This window comes from Ruegeria sp. HKCCD8929 (assembly GCF_013031405.1).
GTDB lineage: Bacteria > Pseudomonadota > Alphaproteobacteria > Rhodobacterales > Rhodobacteraceae > Ruegeria.
In genome coordinates this window covers 342,290-361,991 of the sequence record NZ_WPZY01000004.1, presented here as the reverse complement: position 1 = coordinate 361,991, position 19,702 = coordinate 342,290, and the positions used below count along the sequence as shown (strand labels likewise).

The window sequence follows — 19,702 nt, the reverse complement described above, 5'->3', positions numbered from 1 at the left end:
CCATGCGTAGCTTCATCGCCATTCCGATGACCGAAGACGCAGCACAGGCGCTGATCCGACAACAACAGCGCCTGCAAACCGGACGCCCGGTCCCGCGCGAGAACCCGCACCTCACCTTGGCCTTTCTCGATGACCAGCCCGAGGAAATCCTGGAAGCCCTGCACGAAGACCTGCTGCGTCTCCGCTTCGATCCCTTCACGCTCAGCCTCTCCGGCATCGGTCAGTTCGACTCCTCAATCCATACCGCCGTCACCGCCTCCCCCGAACTGACCGCCTTGCAAAACCAGATCAGCCGCACCGCTCGCCACGCTGGGATCGTCTTGCCCCGCCGCCGGTTCCGCCCACATGTGACGATTGCGCGCCTGCAACCGAATACGGCTCCAATACTAGATGAAAGCACCACCACATTCCGCTATCCCGACATGCTCGTCACTCAATTCGCACTTTACGCGTCAATCCTTCACCCAAAAGGCGCGCGCCACGAATGCCTCGCGACCTACCCTTACACTTCTTCTGTTTGAAAATATCCCGGGGAGCGCGAGGGGCTGGCCCCTCGCATCCGACGGCTCACATCAAGCGCCTGGCACGTCGTAAAGCAGCCCGGCCAGATCCGAGAACCGACTGCCCGGATCGGCCAACCCCAGCATCGCATCCCGGATCGCGGCGGCGCGGACCTCGCCCACGCCAGGTGAAGCGAATTCCATGAACTTGGCCACCACCTCGTCATGGCTCAGCGGCGCCTCGATGCCGCCCCGGGCCGGGGTGTCGCCCGAATCCAGAACGCGCCCATCCGTCGTGGCGATCTGAACATCCGCCCAGCGGCCCTGCGGGAACCGGGCGTTGTGTCGGTCGGTCTCGGCAACACTGATCCGTTGCATGACATCCGCGACCACCGGGTCCTGCAGCCCCGCACCCGAGATATGTTCGACCCCGATCCGCCCGTACACCGCCTGAACGGCCACCGCAAAGGGCAGCGAGTATTGCGCCTGCGAGGTCGTGCCTGGAAGCCCGGGATAGAGGCACGCCGCTTGATGAAAGCTGTTCACCTGAATAAGCCGCACCTGATCGTGGGTCAGGCCGTGATCCCGCATGACCGCCCGCACGCCGTCGATGGCGGCATGCGCCCAGCGGCAGATCGGATAGGGCTTCACATATTGATGTTCCGTCTGCCAGAACGTCCCCAGATCCGCCCAATGCGGCGCGGCGCGGTCCTCTTCGATGGTGATCGCTGGCGCCCCGGTAAAGCCGCGTTCGGCGAGAATGGCCGAGGAGATGCCCACCATCGCCCCCCAACCCGAGCCGTCATGCAGCATGGTGGGGTTGGCGATCTCACGCATCATCTGGCTGCGGGGGCCGTGATATTCGGCGATGCCCAGCCCGTGACGCAGCTGATCCGCCGAATGTCCCCGCAGGCGGGCGGCCATCGCCACCACGCCTAGTGCGTTCCAGGCGCCCGAGGTGTGGTAGTCGCTGACCGTTGCATGCAGCGCCAGCCCGGCGCGTCCGGCGACTTCGTAACCCACGGTGATCGCCGCCAGCGCCTCGGGGCCGGTCAGGTCCGGGTGGTGCTCGGCTAGCGCGGCCAGAGCTGGGACTACGACAACTCCGATATGCCCCTTGGTGGGGTTATAGCCGTCATGCCCATCCAGATTGTCGGTCTGTGTGGCCGCCGCATATGACGCGCCCGCCATGCTGACCTCTCGCCCGTCAAACATCATCCGAGCACTGAAGGCTGGGTCCGAACTGCCATAAAGCAGCGCTGCCGTGTCGCGCGCGATCACGCCCGCCTGCATTGGGCCCGAAGCGATCACGATCCCCATCGTGTCCAGCGCCATCAACGCCGCCGCCTCGCGGGTGCTGGCGGGAATGTCCTCGGGCGCGCGGTTCAGCGCGAACTCGGCGACGCGGGCGAAGACGTCGGTCACGCGGCCACTTCTTTCGCCGGTTGGATGTCGCGCAGCCGATAACCGGCCGGATCGAAGGGCGGTTTAGCCAGCAGCGTCGCCTTGTGCGGCTTGCCGAGGATGAAAATCTCGACCGTGTCACCCGGTCCGGCCACCTTCGGATCGGCATAACCAATCGCCAGAGATTTGCTGACCGAATAGCCATAAGCGCCCGAAGTCACCCGGCCCACTGGTGTACCATCCGGTGTGAAGATCGGCTCCCCGCCGGTGGCATCGGCATCGCTGGTCGCCTCGACCTCAAAGATCGACAGTATCTCGCGCGGGGCGTTGTCCTTGACCCTCAGATAGGCCTCCTTGTGCAGGAACTCCTTGTCGAGCTTGATGAGCCCTGCCAGCCCAACCTCTTGCGGCCAGTATTCCTGAGAGTATTCGCGACCCCAGGAGCCATAGCCCTTTTCGATCCTGAGAGAGCCCAGGGCGCGGCCACCGACCGGACCACCATCGAACGCCTTCGCAGCCTCAAGAAGCGCGGAATAGAGCCTGATTTGGTCCGCCTCGGCGCAATGCAGTTCCCACCCCAGATCACCGGTGAAGCTGACGCGGATGGCCAGGCAGATGACGCCTGCCACCTCGATTGTCCGGGAACGCATGAAGCGGAACGCTTCGTTTGACAGGTCCGCGTTGGTCATCCGTTGCAGCATGTCGCGCGATTTCGGACCGGCCACATTGAAGCCCGCGATGCGGTTGGTGGCAACCTCGAAGGTCGCGCCTTTGGGCAGCTCGACCATGTTGAAGAACCGCTGATGATAGCGTTCGGCCATACCCGAACCGACCATCATGTATTCATCGTCAGCCACCTTGGTGATGGTGAAATCGCCAGCCACGCCGCCGCGCACCGAGATCAGCGGCGTCAGGCAAGACCGCCCCACCTCGGTCGGCACCCGGTTGGCGACGAGGGCATCAAGCCAGTCATGGGCGCCCGGCCCCTTGATGACATAATTGGCAAAGTTCGAGATGTCGATGACGCCCACATGCTCGCGCAGCATCTTTACCTCGCGTCCGACCGGCTTCCACCAGTTCTGGCGTGTGAAACCGTTGGTCTCGACCGCGCCGGGCTGATCCGCAAACCACAGCGGGTGTTCCCAGCCGCAATTGAGACCAAAGACGCAGCCCATCTCTTTCTGCATCTCATGAGCCGGGCGCACCCGTGCAGGACGGCCCGCGCTGCGTTCTTCGTTCGGGAAATGGATAGCAAAGCGGTGGGTGTAGGCGTCTTCCACCCGCGCCTTGGTGAATTTCTTGTCGGCCCAGTCGCCGAAGCGGGCCAGATCCCAGGCGAACATGTCGTATTGCGGCTCACCCTCTATCATCCATTGCGCCGCCAGCAAGCCCAGACCGCCCGATTGCGAAAAGCCCGGGATGATGCCGGTGCAGCAGAAATAGTTCTTCAGTTCCGGCACCGGCCCCCAGATCGCGTTGCTGTCCGGCGACCAGATCATCGGGCCGTTGATCACCCGCTTGACGCCAGCCGTCGCGGCGACGGGCACACGTTCCGTGGCGCGGATCACGTTCTCCACGATCCGGTCGAGGTCATCGGGGAACAGGTCGTGGGCAAAGTCCAGCGGCGTGCCCTCTTCGGCCCAGAACCGCATGTCCTTCTCATAGGCGCCGATCAGCAACCCGTTGCCCTCCTGCCGGAAATAATACTCGCCATCCCGGTCGGCGATGGATGGGAGGCGGCGGCCCAAATTGGCAACTTCGGGGATGGCTTCGGTGACGAAATACTGGTGCTCGGTCGGTTGCAGCGGCAATTCGATCCCGGCCAGCGCCGCAACCTCGCGACCCCACAGCCCCCCGGCATTCACTACCCAATGCGTGTGGATGTCACCCTTTTCTGTACGCACGATCCACGACCCGTCGGGTTGCTGTTCAGTCCCTATTACGGGGCAAAAACGCTCAATCGTGGCTCCCATGGCCCGCGCTCCGGCGGCATAGGCCATGGTCACACCCGAGGGATCCACATTGCCACCATCGGGTTCGTACATGATGCAGCGGATATCGTCGAACTGCGCCAGCGGGTGCAATTCCAGCGCTTGCTCGCGGCTGATCTCATGGAAGTTCAACCCATAGAACCGCGCCTTGGCCTCTTGCAGGCGCAGCTGATGCTCACGATCCTCGGTCTGTGCCAGATAGAGCGAGCCGGGCTGGAATACGCCGCAGCCCTGGCCGGTCTCCTTCTCCAGCTCCTTATACAGGTTCATCGTGTAGTGCTGGATGCGGGTGACGTTGTTGTTGTCATGCAGCCCGTGAATGTTCGCCGCCGCATGCCAGGTCGAGCCGCTGGTCAGCTCATCCCGTTCCAGCAGGACCACATCGGTCCAGCCGAGCTTGGCCAGGTGGTAGAGGATCGAACAACCGACAAGGCCACCTCCGATCACGACGGCCTGCGCGTGGGTTTTCATGGGGCTTCACTCCTGATTGGCAAGCGATGTCGGATCATCGCCGTTTCACTGGAGTCAGCCACAGGTCATGGTCAGCGTATGCTCTGTTCCCGACGCGAAATGTCGGGAACAGAGCAGGGATCGCCGGTATTGCGTGGCCTTGAGCGCCGTCAGAATGGCGCCTCGACATCGTTCATCGAGACATAGACGGTCTTCATCTCGCTGAAATGATTGATCGCCAGTTTGGAGTTCTCGCGGCCCACGCCCGACATCTTCGACCCGCCAAACGGCGCCTCGACCGGGGCAAGGTTGTAGGAGTTGATGTAGCAGGTGCCGGCCTCGAACCCCGCGACGATGCGGTGCGCGCGGGTCAGGTCGTTGGTGAAGACACCGGCGGCAAGGCCGAATTCGGTGTCGTTGGCGCGGGCCATGACCTCGTCTTCGGTGTCGAAATCGAGCACCGACATGACCGGGCCAAAGATCTCTTCACGGGCGATGGTCATGCCGTCGGTTACATCGGCAAAGACGGTGGGCTGCAGGTAGAACCCGTCGCCGTCGATCCGCTCGCCGCCATGGATCAGCCGAGCGCCTTCTTCCTTGCCGTTTTCTATGTATCTCAGAACGATGTTCATCTGGTTTTCGCTGACCATCGGGCCGAAATTGGTGTCCTCATCCAGCGGGTCGCCGATCTTGGCGGTGGCGAGGCGTTCGGACAGGCGGTTCAGGAAGGCCTCCTTGATCCCTTTCTGCACAAACACGCGGGTGCCGTTGGAGCAGACCTGACCCGAGGAATAGAAATTGCCCAGAATTGCGCCGGACACGGCGTTTTCGATATCCGCGTCGTCGAACACGATCATCGGGGATTTGCCGCCCAACTCCATCGTCACGTGCTTCATGCCGTCGGCCGCAGCGGCATAGACCTTGCGCCCGGTGGGCACCGAGCCGGTCAACGACACCTTGGCCACGCGCGGATCGGTCACTAGCGAAGCGCCCACATCGCCATAGCCCTGCACCACGTTGTAGACACCTTTGGGGGCACCCGCCTCGACCAGGATTTCGGCCACTTGCAGAGCGGACAGGGGCGTTGTTTCCGACGGCTTGAACACCATCGTGTTGCCGCAGGCCAACGCCGGGGCGCCTTTCCAGCAGGCGATCTGGGTCGGGTAGTTCCATGCCCCGATGCCAACGCAGACGCCCAGCGCCTCGCGAACGGTATAGACGAAATCGCCGCCGCCGAGCGGTATGTGTTCGCCGGTCAGCGAGGCGGCCAGACCACCGAAATACTCCAGCGCATCTGCGCCCGAAGTGGCATCCGCCACCAGCGTTTCCTGCAGCGGTTTGCCGGTATCGTAGGTCTCGATGATCGACAACTCGCGGTTACGCTCGCGCATGATATCAGCGGCGCGGCGCAGGATGCGGCCGCGCTCGGTTCCGGACAGCGCGGCCCAGGCGGATTGGGCTGTTTTTGCGGCGTTTAGAGCCTGATTCACGATCGCGGGGGTGGCCGAATGCAGGCGGGCGATCACTTCGCCAGTGGCCGGATAGACCACGTCAATGGGCTTGCCAGAGGTATCCTCGACATATTCGCCATTGATGAAATGGCTGGCCTTGGGCTGAAATTCCATGTTGCGTCCTTTTCGTTGAGCACGGCCCCGGTCGCCGAGGGGTGCGAAGGAAACCTGTCAAACCCGCCCCTATCGTTTGTTGACTGACGGGTCAATTAAAACCCTGCACCCGAAATCTCAAGAGACCGTCGCGGCGCGATTCTTGAAAACCTCAAACAAATGTTCTATATTTGTTCACACGTGAGCGGAGGTTAGATATGCCCCATCCACAGCAAAGATCGTCGGTGAACGGACCCAGCAACGACTATCATCTGTTGCCTGTGACCGAGAAGCAGATGCGCTATGCCCGCGCTATCGCCGAGAAGTCCGCGCTGGAGATTCCGGTTGAGGCACAGCGAGACCGGCGATCGCTGTCGGCCTGGATTTCGGCGCATAAGCCAGCCGATCCCTCTCCGTTCGCCAATTATCCCACTGGCAAACAGGTCGCTTTTGCCGAACGGATCGCGCGAGCCAAACGCCGCCCGGTGCCGCAGGAGTGTTTCCGCGACAAGGCAATGATGTCCGAATGGATTGACCGGAACCGCTGATCGCGCCCCGCTTACTGAGCGCCCAGATGCTCCTGACCGCGCGCGCGGGCCAAAGCGATCTGCTTCTGCCGCTCGCGGAACCGCATCTTGTCCGCTTCCGAGGTCTCACCCGCACACTGATGGCACGATACGCCGTGCTCGTATTCGGGACGCTCGCGATCCTCGGGCAGGATCGGGCGGCGGCAGCCGTGACACAGCTCATGCGGCCCCTCGACCAATCCATGACCGACTGACACCCGGTTGTCGAAGACAAAGCACTCACCCTGCCAGGTGCTGTCATCCGCGGGCATCTCTTCCAGGTAACGCAGTATGCCGCCTTTAAGGTGGTACACATCCTCAACCCCTTCCCCCAGCAGGAAGTTGGTCGACTTTTCGCAGCGGATGCCGCCGGTGCAGAACATGGCCACGCGTTTGTTGTGAAACCGTTCCTTGTTCTCGTCCCACCACGCAGGAAACTCCCGGAAACTCTCCGTTTTAGGGTCTATTGCGCCCTCAAAGGTGCCAATCGCCACCTCGTAGTCGTTCCGGGTATCGATCACCACCACATCCTCGGAGCGGATCAGATCGTTCCAGTCCTCGGGCTCGACATAGTGGCCAACTCGGGCAAGCGGGTCGATATCCGGCTGGCCCATGGTGACGATCTCTTTCTTCAGCCGCACCTTCATCTTGCCAAAGGGCGGATGGTCGGCAATGGCCTCCTTCCACTCCAGATCAGCGCAGCCGGGCAGGCCGCGCACATGGGCCAGAACCGCGTCGATGCCGGCGCGGGGCCCGGCAATGGTCCCGTTGATCCCCTCTTTCGCCAAAAGCAGGGTGCCTTTGACGTCCTGAGCCTTGCAGAGCTCAAGCAGAGCGGGTTTCAGCGCGGCCGGATTATCGAACCGGGCGAAGTGATAGAGAGCGGCAATCGTGTACATGCGCGCGATTTAGTCCCGGGCGGACAGAGTCGCAAGAGACCGGATTGACGCGGGCTGCGCGCCTGCCTACCGATAAGGCAGTGTAACGGAGGCCACCATGACCCACGCCCTGCTTGTGATCGATGTTCAGAATGATTTCTGCCCCGGCGGCGCGCTGGCCGTTCCAGGAGGGGACGAGGTCGTGCCGCTGATCAACGCGATGATGGCCGAGTTCGACAGTGTGATCCTGACGCAGGACTGGCACACGGCTGGGCATTCCTCATTCGCAAGCAGCCATGCGGGCAAGGCGCCGTTCGAATTGACCGAGATGCCCTACGGCCCGCAAGTTCTGTGGCCGGACCACTGCGTGCAAGGCACAGAGGGTGCCACGTTTCACGCCGACCTGCGAACCGATGCCGATCTGATCCTGCGCAAGGGATTTCGCACCGCAATCGACAGCTATTCGGCCTTTTTCGAAAACGACCACACCACGCCGACGGGGCTTGAAGGGTATTTGCGCACACGCGGGATCGATACGCTCACGCTCGCCGGATTGGCGACGGATTTCTGCGTGTACTACTCAGCGGTGGATGCGGCCAAGCTGGGATTTGATGTTTCTGTCCGAATGGACGCCTGCCGTGCCATTGACCTCGATGGCTCGCTTGCCGCCGCCGAAACAGCGATGCGCGCGTCCGGCGTGAAACTGGACTGACAGCCCGGTCTAACAGGCGAAAGCGCTTCCAGTTCGTATTGGATCGGTTTCCGCTGCCTCTCGCCTTTGGCTCGAACGCGGAGAACCGATGCCGTGCGTCAAGTCAAACTGGAAACGCCCTAGTTCGGTATCGTGGCGGAAAGCCACTTGAGCGCCAGCAACGCCAGCACCGCTATCGAGACGGCAAAGATTACGCGACCTAATACCGACTTGCGCTCCGGACGCTGGACTTCCTGCTCTGGCTCCGGTGTCGTCTTTTTGGTCATATCGCGCTCTTCCAGTATCGGCTTGGCTGCCAGAATGTGTTCCATGAACTCCGAGAAATCAAAGTCACCGCAATATTCCCCCCTCAGCGGCGTATTCTTCATGTTCTCGACAAAATTCGACAGAATCAAGTGGCGAACTGCCTCATCTTCGGCCGGATAGAACCCTTCGGGGGCTCCGCTGTCATAGACATCCAGCCGGAAACCCGAGTCCAGAAACAGTTGCCGCACCCTGGGCGACGCCCGGCGCAAGGCATCGGAGGTCCTGACATCCCGGAACATCGCGACGGGGCGGGGCGACGACGCAAATGACCCGGCGGCCTGCCCCTGCAGGTCCGCGCGCACGTCATTCTCAACGATTTCCTCCGACACCTCTGGGCAAATGTCGAAATCGTATTTGAGACCCATCAGAAAGTCCGGCCTTGGTGTCGTTCTTGTTTTTGACCGGTGAAACCCTGACCAGATTTTACGCCGATATTGTGACCTGAGCGGGGCAATGTGGTGTATGTTCAGGCTCTTGCCATTCGGGATGGCCCTTGTTCTAAGTGATTTGAGAACAGGAGCTTGTCATGGTTGATATCGCGACGCGCGTCTACAATCACAAGTGGAAGATCGATCCGATTGTCCGATCGCTGATCGACACGGATTTCTACAAACTGCTGATGTGCCAGTCGGTCTTTCGCAACAAGCCCGACACCAATGTGACCTTTTCGCTGATCAACCGTTCGACCCGGATTCCACTGGCAAAACTGATCGACGAAGGCGAATTGCGCGAGCAGCTTGACCATATCCGGTCACTTTGCCTCAGCCGGGGTGAAAGCACCTGGCTGCGCGGCAACACGTTTTATGGCAAGCGCCAGATGTTCCGGCCTGACTTCATGGAATGGTTCGAGAACATGCGCCTTCCGCCTTATCATCTGGAGCGCAATGGCGATCAGTATGAGCTGACCTTCGAAGGCAAGTGGCATGAGGTCATGCTGTGGGAAATCCCGGCACTGGCGGTGCTGATGGAACTGCGCTCGCGCGCGGTGCTGAACGGCATGCGCCGGTTCGAACTTCAGGTACTCTATGCCCGCGCCATGACCCGGGTTTGGGAAAAGATCGAGGCGCTGCGCGGGATCAACGAGCTGAGCATCGCCGATTTTGGTACCCGGCGGCGGCATTCCTTCCTGTGGCAGGATTGGTGTGTTCAGGCGATGATCGAGGGGCTGGGCACGGCCTTCACCGGCACCTCGAACTGCCTGATCGCGATGCGTCGCGAGGTTGAGGCGATCGGGACCAACGCGCATGAGCTGCCGATGGTGTATTCAGCATTGGCCGGGGATGACACGGCACTGGCGCAGGCGCCCTATGACGTGCTGAGCGACTGGCATGAGGAGCATGATGGCAACCTGCGGATCATCCTGCCCGACACTTATGGAACCAAAGGGTTTCTGGATCGCGCGCCGGACTGGCTGGCCGGCTGGACCGGCATCCGCATCGACAGCGGCGACCCGGCCAAAGGGGCCGAGATCGCTATCGACTGGTGGAACTCGCGTGGCGAGGACCCAAAGCAAAAGCGGATCATCTTCTCGGACGGGCTGGATGTGGACAAGATCCGCGAGCTGCATGCGCAGTTTGCCGGGCAGGCCAATATCTCGTTCGGGTGGGGCACGCTTTTGACCAACGATTTCCGCCGGTTGGTGCCGGGCGACGGGTTGGCACCGTTCTCACTTGTGTGCAAGGCGGTGTCAGCCAACGGGCGCTCGACGGTAAAACTTTCGGACAACCCGGAAAAGGCGATGGGCCCCATGGACCAGATCGAACGCTACAAGCGCGTGTTTGGCGTCGGTCAGCAAGAGGCAATCCAGGTCGTGGTCTAGGCCCGGGGTACTACAGGCGCCCGTTTCAAATGCCGCTCGCGCCAGATCACCATCAGCCCGCCCGCGATGATCAGCAGAGCGCCGGGAAACAGATCGGCCCACGGCGTTTCGTCGAACACCAGCCACCCGGCGGCAAAGGCGATGGGGATGCCGAAATAGCTGAACGGCGCCAGATTGCTCTGCTCGGTCATCCGGTACGACACCACAAGGCACAGCACCGCCGTTCCACCCACCGCGCCCATGGCCACGATCCAGAAGATATCCCGGACGTGCGGGACCGGAGAAAATCCACCCATCGCAAGGGCCAGTGCCAGAGACCCAGCCAGGGCAGCAACCACGGAATAGAGGTTGATCAGCGGGCTCGGCACCTCGGCATCCATCTGCCGCGCCGACACCCCGGCCAGCGCATAAAGGAACGCCGCCCCAAGCGGTGCCATCGCATCAAGCGAGAAGCTGTCGCTGCCCGGCTTCATCACCATCAGCACGCCGCCAAACCCAAGCAGCACAGCCGACCAGCGGGTCAGACCCACCTTTTCACCCAGCAGCGGCACCGCCAGCGCAGTCATGAAGATCGCGTTGGCAAAGGTGATGGTGGTCGCGGTCGCAAAGGCCAGCTTGCCCAGCGCGTAGTAGAACAGGAACTGCGCAAAGGTGACGTACAGCCCGCGTATCAGCCCCAGCTTCCATTGCCGCATCTTCAGCGGCCGGCCGCCTTGATGCCAGGATTTCGAGGACCAGAGCGCGATCAGGCTGGGAAAGATGCCGAAAAAGTTACGATAGGCCGACAGCTCAGCCGCCGTGTAGCTGGGCGAGAGATACTTGATGATCAGGCCCATCACATCGAACAGCACCAGCGCCAGAAGTGACAGGGCGATGGCCAGCGCCACATTGTCCCTCTGTCCAGTCACGTACTGCGACTCGCCCGGAACACGATCCACACGCCGACAAAGATGCCGATGAAACCGCCAAGATAGCTTGCGTCGTGCATGATCCCTGCGCGCAGGAAGCCGACCGGGTCCGAGATGTGGTCCGGCAAGGTAATCACTGCGGCCACGTCTTCGTCCACCGCAACCTGACCGAAGACCAGCGCCACGGCCGCGGCCAGTGCGGTGATAAGAATGACCGCTATAATGACCTGAACGCCGACCCGCCAGAGTTGCCGTGCCGACGATAGCAGCAGCAGACCGAGTAAAAACGGCGGCAAGCCGACAAACAGGCCCATCCACCAACTGGCCCGGAACCCGATCTGAGCCGCGCCCAGACGCGGCGGCGTTTCCGCGGGGATGCCGAACTGGAGGAACTTGAATTGGTGGAAATAATCCGGCCCGACCGTGTAGCTCACCTGATTGTGTACCGCGCCGAACAGGGCTGCGACTCCTACTGACGTCGCCACCAGCAACAGAAAAACACCCAGCCTAGCCATGATGCACCGCCACGGTCTTGAGCTGAGAAAATCCATACAGTGCCTCGAACCCCTTCTCGCGCCCGTGTCCCGACTTGCCGACACCGCCAAACGGCAGCTCGACCCCACCGCCTGCACCGTAGTTGTTGACAAAGACCTGCCCCGAGCGCAGCCGTTTCGCCAACCGCATCTGTCGCCCGCCATCGCGGGTCCAGATGCTGGCGACCAGCCCATAGTCGGTGCCGTTGGCGATGGCGACGGCCTCATCCTCGGTCTCGAAGGGGATCAGCACCTGCACCGGGCCAAAGATCTCATCTCGCGCCAGAGGGTGTTCGGGTGGTACGTCAGTAAAGAGCGTCGGCGCGACATAGGCCCCTGCCTCGGGCGCGCGGTCCACGATCCGGCCCCGTGCAGCAATGGTCAGGTCCGCGCCTTTGGCGAGAAAGCCGGTGACGATCTCTTTCTGCCGGGCGGAGATCAGCGGGCCGAGGCGCAGATCCTCGGTGGCGGGACCAACGGTCAGCTGGTCGTAGGCCTCGGCCATCCGGCTTTTGACCCTTTCATAGATACTGTTTTGCACCAGAATCCGGGAAGAGGCGGAACAGGTCTGCCCCGCATTCTGGATGCCGGCATTGACGAGAAACGGCAGCGCGGCGTCCAGATCGGCATCATCGAATACCAATTGCGGAGACTTACCGCCCAGCTCCAGCGTCACCGGCACCACGTTGCGCCCCGCCGCCTGCTGTACCAGGGCACCGGTGGCGACCGAACCAGTGAACGACACGTGCTGCACGCCCGGATGACCCGCCAGCGCCGCCCCGGCCTCGGCCCCGATCCCGGTTACCACGTTCAGCGCCCCTGCGGGCAGCCCGGCCTCAAGAGCCAGATGGGAAAAGGCCAGCGCGGTCAGACAGGCCTCTTCGGCGGGTTTCAGGACGCAAGAATTGCCCATGGCCAGCGCTGCGCCCACCGAACGCCCGATGATCTGCATCGGGTAATTCCACGGCACGATATGGCCCGTCACCCCATGCGGCTCGCGCAGGGTATAGACGGTGTAGCCGTCGAGGTACGGAATGGTCTGCCCATGCACCTTGTCTGCCGCACCGCCGTAGAACTCGCAATACCGCGCCAGCGCCGCAGCGTCGGCGCGGGCTTGGGTCAGTGGCTTGCCCACATCCGCCGCCTCCAGTGCCGCCAGATCGTCCGCCCGTTCAAGGACCAACTGCCCCAGCCGAGTCAGGATGCGCCCCCGCTCCAGCGCCGTCATCCGGCCCCAGTCACCATCCAGCGCCGCCTGCGCCGCCCCAACCCCGGCGTCGATATCCACCGCGTCACCACGCGCGATCCGGCAGATTTCAGTCCCATCCGAGGGGTTGATCAGCGGCAGGGTCTGGCCTGAGGACGCCGCGCGCCAGTCACCACCGATCAGGCACAGGCTCGGGTCAAACCAGATGGGGTCAGTCATGGACGGCTCCTCGATAACAACAAAATCGAAACTATGACTTTGATAAGGGGTTTTAGCGCTCAAACGACGGATGTCCCGTACCTGTGGACAGGCGCCGAGGCAAGCTTGCCAGAATGGCGCCGCCTGCGGAGACCCAGCCGAGACGCCGAATGTCCACGAGCCGGGGAAGCGGCGGAACAGCATGTGGGCCGCGGCGGAACCCAGCCCCTGGCGCCGATGCGGTGGGAAGATGGTAAACTCGGTCACTTCGCGTTGACCGTCGGGATGGATGACCATCAGGGCAAATCCAACGCCGGTGCTGTTCTGTTCAATCCAAAAGGCGTGGCGCCCCGCCTCATGCCAATACCGGTCCACCACCTCGTGCGAGGGGATACCCGCATCTGGCGCAATTTCCGAAAAATAGGCTCTTATATCAGTGAGCAATCTCGCGCGCTCGGCAGGGTGGATCGGGGTCAGCCGCAGTGTCATGCCACGCCCCTTCCCAGATCGGGCAAGCGCGGAGCGGCGGTGATCAGCGCCTTGGTGTAGGCATGCTGCGGCGAATCGAAGACCTGGCCCGTCACCCCCTGCTCGACAATCCGCCCCGCCTGCATCACCAGCACCCGGTCGGTGATGGTGCGTACCACGCTCAGATCATGGCTGATGAACAGATAGGTCAGATCGTAGGCCTCGCAAAGCTCAGCAAGCAGATCGAGGATCTGGGCGCGGACCGAAACATCGAGCGCCGAGACCGCCTCGTCAAACAGGATCAGTTCGGGCCGTATGATCAGAGCGCGCGCAATGGCGATCCGCTGCCGCTGTCCGCCCGAGAACTCGTGAATGTATTTCCGCGCGTCGTCCGGTGAGAGACCCACGGCTGTCAGCATCTCGGCCACCCGGTCCCGCCGCTCGGCGCCCTTGGGTGGGGTGTCGAGCAGGTGGAAGGGCTCGGTGATAAGCCGATCAACCCGGTGGCGCGGATTGAAGCTGCCAAAGGGGTCCTGAAACACCACCTGCATCTTGCGGCGCACATCCGGGTTGGGCCTGTGGCCGGTAAAGACCGGCTGCCCGTCGAGCAGGATCTGGCCGCTCTGTGCCTCTTCCAGCCCCAGAATCGCCCGCGTTAGGGTCGATTTTCCACATCCGGACTCGCCCACTAGGCCAAGGCGCTCACCCCGGTTCAGAGTGAAACTCACATGATCCACCGCCCGGGCATGGCCCGGTTTGGCAAACAGGCGCGTGCGCGCCAGGCGGTAGTCGCGCACCACCTTGTCCACCGTCAACAGGGGTGCGGGATCCGGGGTGGGCGGCAGGTTCACTTGATGGTCCGAGGCCTCAAACAACATCTTTGTGTAGGGGTGCTTCATGTCCGTCAGCAGGCGCCTGGTGGGGCCGGTTTCGACCACCTCTCCGTACCGCATGACGACGATGCGATCGGCCAAGTCCGCCACTACGGCCAGATCGTGGGTGATCATCAACAAGCCCACGCCGTATTCGGTCACCAGACCCTTGAGCAGGTCGAGAATCTGCGCCTGCGTGGTCACGTCCAGCGCGGTTGTGGGTTCGTCCGCGATCAACAGCTTGGGGCGCAACGCGATGGCCATCGCGATCACCACGCGCTGGCGCTGGCCGCCGGACAGCTCATGCGGATAGCGACCCAGCGGGAAGCGGTCGGGCGGCAGGCCGACGCGGGTCAGCACCTCGCGCGCGCGCTCCTCCGCCTGGACGCGCGGCATCGCCTTGTGGATCAGGATGGTCTCCATCACCTGATCGCCGATGGTCCGGACCGGGTTGAGCGCCGTCATCGGCTCCTGAAACACCATGCCCACCGAGGCGCCACGCAGGGCGCACATCTGGGGCTCAGCCAGCTCCAGCACCTCTTGCCCATCCAGCGTGATCGAGCCCGAGGTCCGCGCCCCGCCCGGCAAAAGCTGCATCACTGCCAGCGCCGTCATCGACTTGCCGGAACCGCTCTCACCCGTGACCGCCACGATCTGACCGGGCTCGATGGTTAGGCTGACCTCTTTCAGCACCTCAGTGTCATGAATTGCCAGCGACAGGTTATGGATCTGCAGCAAGCTCATGCGCGGGCCACACGGATGCGGGGATCGAGCCAGTCGCGCAGCCCGTCGCCCATCAGGTTCAGCCCCAGCACGGTCAGGATGATGGCAAAGCCGGGGATCAGGGCCAGATGCGGGGCGAAACTGACCATGGTCTGCGCATCAGCCAGCATCCGGCCCCAGCTGGGCGTCGGTGGTTGCGCGCCAAGCCCGACATAGCTGAGCCCTGCCTCGGCCAGAATACCTAAGCTGAACTGGATAGTGCCCTGCACGATCAGCAGGTTGGCGACATTGGGCAGGATATGCTCGGTCGAAATCCGCGCCGCGCCCTTACCCGCGACGCGGGCGGCAAGGATGAACTCCCGCTCCCACAGCGACAGCGCGGCGCCCCGGGTGATGCGAGCAAAGACGGGGATATTGAAGATACCGATGGCGATGATGGCGTTTATCGCACCGGCGCCGAACACGGCGGTGATCAGGATGGCAATGACCAGCGAGGGGAAGGCAAAGACCAGATCGTTGCCGCGCATGATCAGTTCATCCAGCCACGAGCCCTTGCGCGCTGCTGCCGTCAGCCCCAGCGGCACGCCCAGCGCCATGCCGATGCCCACCGCCACCAACGCCACCGCGATCGACGTACGCGCGCCGACCATGATCATCGAAAACATGTCGCGTCCGAAATGATCGGTGCCGAACCAATGCTGTACGCCGGGGGTCTGCAACTTGTCCGGGATGTTCAGGGCGGCGTGGTCATAGGGTGTCCATGCGAACGAAATCAGCGCCGCCAGCACCACCAGAGACGACAGGCACGCGCCGAGGATCAGGTTGCGACTCATGTCCGGCTCCTCAGCCGCGGATCGACGGCGGCATAGGCGAGATCGACCAGAAAGTTCACGGTGATGACGGCAAAGACCAGCAGCATGACCACCGACTCCACCACGATCAGGTCGCGGGACGAGATCGCCTGAAACACCAGCCGCCCGAGGCCGGGCAGATAGAACACCTGCTCAATGATGATCGAACCGGCCAGCAGGAACGAGAATTGCAGCCCGATGATTGTCAACACCGGGATCAGCGCATTACGCACCCCGTGCCGCCACAGCGCCTGACGGCGGGACAAGCCCTTGGCGCGGGCGGTACGCATGAAATCCTCGCCCAGAATGTCCAACAGTGCCGAGCGCATCACGCGGGCAAGGATTGCAGCCTGCGGCAATGCCAGCGCAATGGCGGGCAGAGTCAGGGAATGCAGACCGGTCCACAGGCCGCCCTCCCACCCCGCAAAGCCACCCGCGTTGAACCAGCGCAGGTTGATGGCGAAGATCAGCACCAGCATCATCGCAAACCAGAAATTCGGAACCGCGACACCCAGCTGGGTTGCCCCCATCACCGCGACATCCCCCGGTTTGCCGCGCCGCGCGGCGGCGTAGATGCCTGCCGGAAAGGCAATCGCGGTGGACAGCGTCAGCGCATATAGCGACAGCGGCAGCGACACCCATAGGCGGTCGGCGATCATGTCCGAGACTGGCGTTCGATAGGTGTAAGACGTGCCGAAATCGCCTGTCAGCATGCCACCGACCCAGGCCAGATAGCGCTGAGGCTTGGACACATCCAGTCCCAACTCGGCCCTGAGCGCCGCCAACGTGTCGGGCTGTGCATTGACCCCCAACATGAACGAGGCCGGATCACCCGGCGCCACCTCGATCACCGCGAAAATGACCAATGAGGCGACGGCCAGGCTGAGGATCAGGGAAAGCAGTCGTTTCAGCGCGTATCTTAGCATCAGAGTCACGTTAGGCGCGCGGGTCAGGGCGGTCCAGTGCCTAGTGGATGACCAGATAATTGCCGACCGCAAAGCCTACGATGGCCACATAGGCTAGTGGATAGATCCATTTGACCGCGTAATTGTCGAGCTTGACCGCCAGTGCCTCGCGCCCCGCCACCTTCATTCGTCGCAAGATCACGTTGAAGGCGATGATGGCGCCGGTGACCACGAACATCCATTGCAGGATGAAATCCAGAAAGGTCAGATACCCCAGCTTGGGCAGATCGTCCGACACCGCCCAGTTGAAGGCGACAAAGACCAGCAGGTTCGCGCCTGCGATCTCGATCCGTTTACGGTATTCGTCCAGAAAGAACAGCGTCCAGCTAACCACGATCAGCACCACCATCGGCAGGAAGATACGGATGACGTAATACATCACATGCCGCCGCCCCTCGAAGGCCAGCGCCACCATGTCGCTTTCCATCCCCGACAGGCCGGTGGCTTTCGAAAGCTGCATCCGGGGCTTCTCGAGAATCCATTCCTCCTCCCCCAGCAGGCTGCCGAGGCCGGAGTCGTCCTCGAGCACAGTGTAGGTCACCATGTCGGACGGGTAGACCGAGACGATCTCGAAATAGAACCGCTGCTTGTCGAACGGGTACTTACGAAAGTTGAAATGCGGTGCCTGCAAGGTGAGGGAAGACTTCTCAAGATACCGCACCCGCCCATCGGACCAGACGGCAACAACTGATTGATGAATCCAGCGGTTCGACTGCTGGTTCTGTATCACGAAGGCGGGCGCGATGGTGGGCAGGGACAGGGCGTGCTCGGTAAAGGCCTCAGGCTTGAAAATGCGCACGTCGCTGCCGAACTCTGCCTCGTCGAAGGCCAGCGCCGGATCGCGCCATTCGGCCCGGATCGTGGCCACGGCGCGGTAGTTTTCAGATTTCTGATTGACCTCCACGATCTGGTCAATGTGGATGCCGATGGCCACCTCAAGCGGCTCGTCCCGCGAGCTGGGCGCCGGGCTCGATCCCGAATGAAACAGGTTCTGCGCCGCAGACATCGCGGGCCACAGCAAGAACACCATCAGGAGAAAAGGCAGGAACCGGGTAGTCAGTCCAGATCGGCGCATATTGGTTGACACTTCTCTGAGTGAAATTCAGGACCGGGGCCCGATCTGGGACCCCGGCAATGGCCGGGTCATTCCACCCAGCTGACCTCGGACAGTTCGAACGCGGCAGTGGGCGCGTTGACCCACAGGCCCTGCACACCCGCCTTGGCAACCCCGGTCTTGGCCAGTTGAAACAGGTAGCCGTTGACATAATCCTGCGCGATCATGGTCTGCGCCTGCCCCAGCAGCTTGGTGCGCTCATCGGGATCGGTGGTTGTGTTCAGGGTCTCCATCAGGGCCTGAAACTTGGGGTTGTCATACTGGAAGTAATAGTCGGGCCGGGCATAGATGCCGATATCCATCGGTTCGGTATGGCTGACGATGGTCAGACCGAAATCCTTGCCCTTGAACACGCTTTCCAGCCACTGTGCCCATTCGACGTTGATGATCTCGGCCTTGATGCCGACCTCGGCCAGTTGGGCGGCGATGATCTCACCTCCACGCCGGGCGTAAGAAGGCGGCGGCAGGTGCAGCGTGGTCTCGAACCCGTCGGCATACCCCGCCTCGGCCAGCAGCGCCTTGGCCTGTTCGGGGTCATGGCCCGACTTGCTGGTCAGATCGACATAGGCCGGGTGATGCGGCGCGAAATGGGTGCCGATGGGGGTGCCATAACCGAACATCGCACCATCAACGATGGCCTGACGGTCGATGGCATGGGCCACGGCCTGACGCACGCGGAGGTCATCAAACGGGGCCTGCTTGTTGTTGGTGGACAGGATCGTCTCACCCTCGGTCGAGCCGACCAGCACCTGAAAGCGCGGATCGGCCTCGAACTGCGGCAGGTTCTCGGGCGCTGGGAAGTTATCGAATACGTCCACATCCTCGGCCATCATGGCAGCAAAGGCGGCGGTCGGGTCCGAGATGAACTTAAAGGTCGCCTTGGCCAGCGCAGGCTGCTCGCCCCAGTAGTCCGGGTTGCGCTCAAGCACGATCTTGTCGCCCTGCACCCATTCCGCGAACGTATAGGCGCCAGTGCCGACCGGATTGGTCTTGATGCTGTCAATGCTCTCGGGCGCCACGATCACCGCATCGCCCCAAGCCATGTTGAACAGAAAATTGCCGTTGGGCTCACCCAGCGTGACCTGTACGGTCAGCGGGTCGACCACGCTCACATCGGTAATGCCGGCAAACAGAGCCTTTTGCGCGTTGGCACTGTCTTCGGCCCGAGCCCGATCGAGGCTGAACTTGACGTCCTCGGCATCCATGGCCGAACCGTCATGAAAGGTCACACCATCGTTCAGTTTGAAGGTATAAACCGTACCGTCATCCGAGATTTCCCAGCTTTCCGCCAGCCCCGGCACGATGGAGCCGTCGCCCATGAAACGGGTCAGCCCCTCGAACACGTTGGAATAGACGACCGAGTCGATGGCCTGTGCCGCAGCACTCGTCGGGTCCAGATGCGGCGGTTCAAGCTGCATGGCCACGATGATGTCATCCTTGGCCCAGGCCTGTCCTGCGATCAGCGCGGAACTCAGCGCCAAAGCCGACACAAATCCACGTTTCAATGACTGTCCCATTATCGTCTCCCCACGTAATGAACCGGTCGCCTGAGCCCTGCGGCCCGGCGTCTCTGGCCTCACTGTTTCCGCAAACCTCGGGTCAATCAAGGGTATGTTGGCGCAACCGGGCTTTA

17 protein-coding genes are annotated in these 19,702 nt (G+C 62.2%); 4 read left to right on the top strand and 13 right to left on the bottom strand.

The window, feature by feature from the left end; all coding sequences use genetic code 11:
- Positions 1-2 precede the first annotated feature (2 nt).
- Positions 3-521, top strand: a complete 519-nt coding sequence (gene thpR / locus GOX53_RS08850) for an RNA 2',3'-cyclic phosphodiesterase (RefSeq protein WP_171175436.1) — start codon at positions 3-5, stop codon at positions 519-521.
- A 51-nt stretch (positions 522-572) separates the two neighbouring features.
- Here thpR and GOX53_RS08845 read toward each other — a convergent pair whose 3' ends face one another.
- The 3 genes from GOX53_RS08845 to betB form a co-directional block, all read right to left on the bottom strand.
- The gene (locus GOX53_RS08845) at positions 573-1,925 is read right to left on the bottom strand and encodes an MmgE/PrpD family protein (RefSeq protein ID WP_171175433.1); all 1,353 of its coding nucleotides are present in this window, start codon (positions 1,923-1,925) and stop codon (positions 573-575) included.
- Positions 1,922-4,366, bottom strand: coding sequence for an FAD-dependent oxidoreductase (locus GOX53_RS08840; protein ID WP_171175431.1), 2,445 nt, complete (start codon positions 4,364-4,366; stop codon positions 1,922-1,924). The genes GOX53_RS08845 and GOX53_RS08840 overlap by 4 nt, the downstream gene beginning before the upstream one ends.
- Positions 4,367-4,515: 149 nt before the next feature.
- Positions 4,516-5,970 (bottom strand): betaine-aldehyde dehydrogenase, encoded by a 1,455-nt coding sequence (gene betB, locus GOX53_RS08835; protein ID WP_171175429.1) that lies wholly within the window; start codon positions 5,968-5,970, stop codon positions 4,516-4,518.
- A 197-nt stretch (positions 5,971-6,167) separates the two neighbouring features.
- Here betB and GOX53_RS08830 point away from each other — a divergent pair, with 197 nt between their 5' ends.
- Positions 6,168-6,497: a hypothetical protein gene (locus GOX53_RS08830; protein ID WP_171175427.1), complete on the top strand. Its 330-nt coding sequence runs from the start codon at positions 6,168-6,170 to the stop codon at positions 6,495-6,497.
- An 11-nt stretch (positions 6,498-6,508) separates the two neighbouring features.
- On the opposite strand, the gene GOX53_RS08825 is transcribed toward GOX53_RS08830, so the two are convergent.
- On the bottom strand, positions 6,509-7,414 hold the full coding sequence (locus GOX53_RS08825; RefSeq protein ID WP_171175425.1) for a rhodanese-related sulfurtransferase: 906 nt from the start codon (positions 7,412-7,414) through the stop codon (positions 6,509-6,511).
- 97 nt (positions 7,415-7,511) lie between these two features.
- Between GOX53_RS08825 and pncA the strand changes: the two genes are divergently transcribed.
- Positions 7,512-8,105 carry a bifunctional nicotinamidase/pyrazinamidase gene (gene pncA, locus GOX53_RS08820; RefSeq protein ID WP_171175423.1) on the top strand — a complete coding sequence of 198 codons (594 nt, stop codon included), beginning with the start codon at positions 7,512-7,514 and terminating at the stop codon, positions 8,103-8,105.
- 119 nt (positions 8,106-8,224) lie between these two features.
- Here pncA and GOX53_RS08815 read toward each other — a convergent pair whose 3' ends face one another.
- Positions 8,225-8,776 (bottom strand): hypothetical protein, encoded by a 552-nt coding sequence (locus GOX53_RS08815; RefSeq protein ID WP_171175421.1) that lies wholly within the window; start codon positions 8,774-8,776, stop codon positions 8,225-8,227.
- A 161-nt stretch (positions 8,777-8,937) separates the two neighbouring features.
- Here GOX53_RS08815 and pncB point away from each other — a divergent pair, with 161 nt between their 5' ends.
- A complete protein-coding gene (gene pncB / locus GOX53_RS08810; protein WP_171175419.1) occupies positions 8,938-10,230 on the top strand; it encodes a nicotinate phosphoribosyltransferase in 1,293 nt (430 codons plus the stop codon).
- Here pncB and GOX53_RS08805 read toward each other — a convergent pair.
- From GOX53_RS08805 to GOX53_RS08770, 8 genes are all read right to left on the bottom strand, one after another.
- The gene (locus GOX53_RS08805; protein ID WP_371810270.1) at positions 10,227-11,138 is read right to left on the bottom strand and encodes a DMT family transporter; all 912 of its coding nucleotides are present in this window, start codon (positions 11,136-11,138) and stop codon (positions 10,227-10,229) included. The two genes, pncB and GOX53_RS08805, sit on opposite strands and share 4 nt — an antisense overlap.
- On the bottom strand, positions 11,135-11,653 hold the full coding sequence (locus tag GOX53_RS08800; RefSeq protein ID WP_171175417.1) for a hypothetical protein: 519 nt from the start codon (positions 11,651-11,653) through the stop codon (positions 11,135-11,137). Before GOX53_RS08800 ends, GOX53_RS08805 begins: the two co-directional genes overlap by 4 nt.
- Positions 11,646-13,565 carry an aldehyde dehydrogenase family protein gene (locus GOX53_RS08795; RefSeq protein ID WP_171175415.1) on the bottom strand — a complete coding sequence of 640 codons (1,920 nt, stop codon included), beginning with the start codon at positions 13,563-13,565 and terminating at the stop codon, positions 11,646-11,648. The genes GOX53_RS08800 and GOX53_RS08795 overlap by 8 nt, the downstream gene beginning before the upstream one ends.
- Complete coding sequence (locus GOX53_RS08790; protein WP_171175413.1) at positions 13,562-15,160, bottom strand: ABC transporter ATP-binding protein; 1,599 nt, start codon at positions 15,158-15,160, stop codon at positions 13,562-13,564. Before GOX53_RS08790 ends, GOX53_RS08795 begins: the two co-directional genes overlap by 4 nt.
- Positions 15,157-15,972 carry an ABC transporter permease gene (locus GOX53_RS08785; protein WP_171175411.1) on the bottom strand — a complete coding sequence of 272 codons (816 nt, stop codon included), beginning with the start codon at positions 15,970-15,972 and terminating at the stop codon, positions 15,157-15,159. The genes GOX53_RS08790 and GOX53_RS08785 overlap by 4 nt, the downstream gene beginning before the upstream one ends.
- The gene (locus GOX53_RS08780; protein WP_171175408.1) at positions 15,969-16,916 is read right to left on the bottom strand and encodes an ABC transporter permease; all 948 of its coding nucleotides are present in this window, start codon (positions 16,914-16,916) and stop codon (positions 15,969-15,971) included. The genes GOX53_RS08785 and GOX53_RS08780 overlap by 4 nt, the downstream gene beginning before the upstream one ends.
- A 40-nt stretch (positions 16,917-16,956) precedes the next feature.
- A complete protein-coding gene (locus GOX53_RS08775) occupies positions 16,957-18,030 on the bottom strand; it encodes a hypothetical protein (protein ID WP_254446509.1) in 1,074 nt (357 codons plus the stop codon).
- Positions 18,031-18,098: 68 nt separating this feature from the next.
- Positions 18,099-19,586 carry an ABC transporter substrate-binding protein gene (locus GOX53_RS08770; RefSeq protein WP_171175406.1) on the bottom strand — a complete coding sequence of 496 codons (1,488 nt, stop codon included), beginning with the start codon at positions 19,584-19,586 and terminating at the stop codon, positions 18,099-18,101.
- Positions 19,587-19,702: the final 116 nt, after the last annotated feature.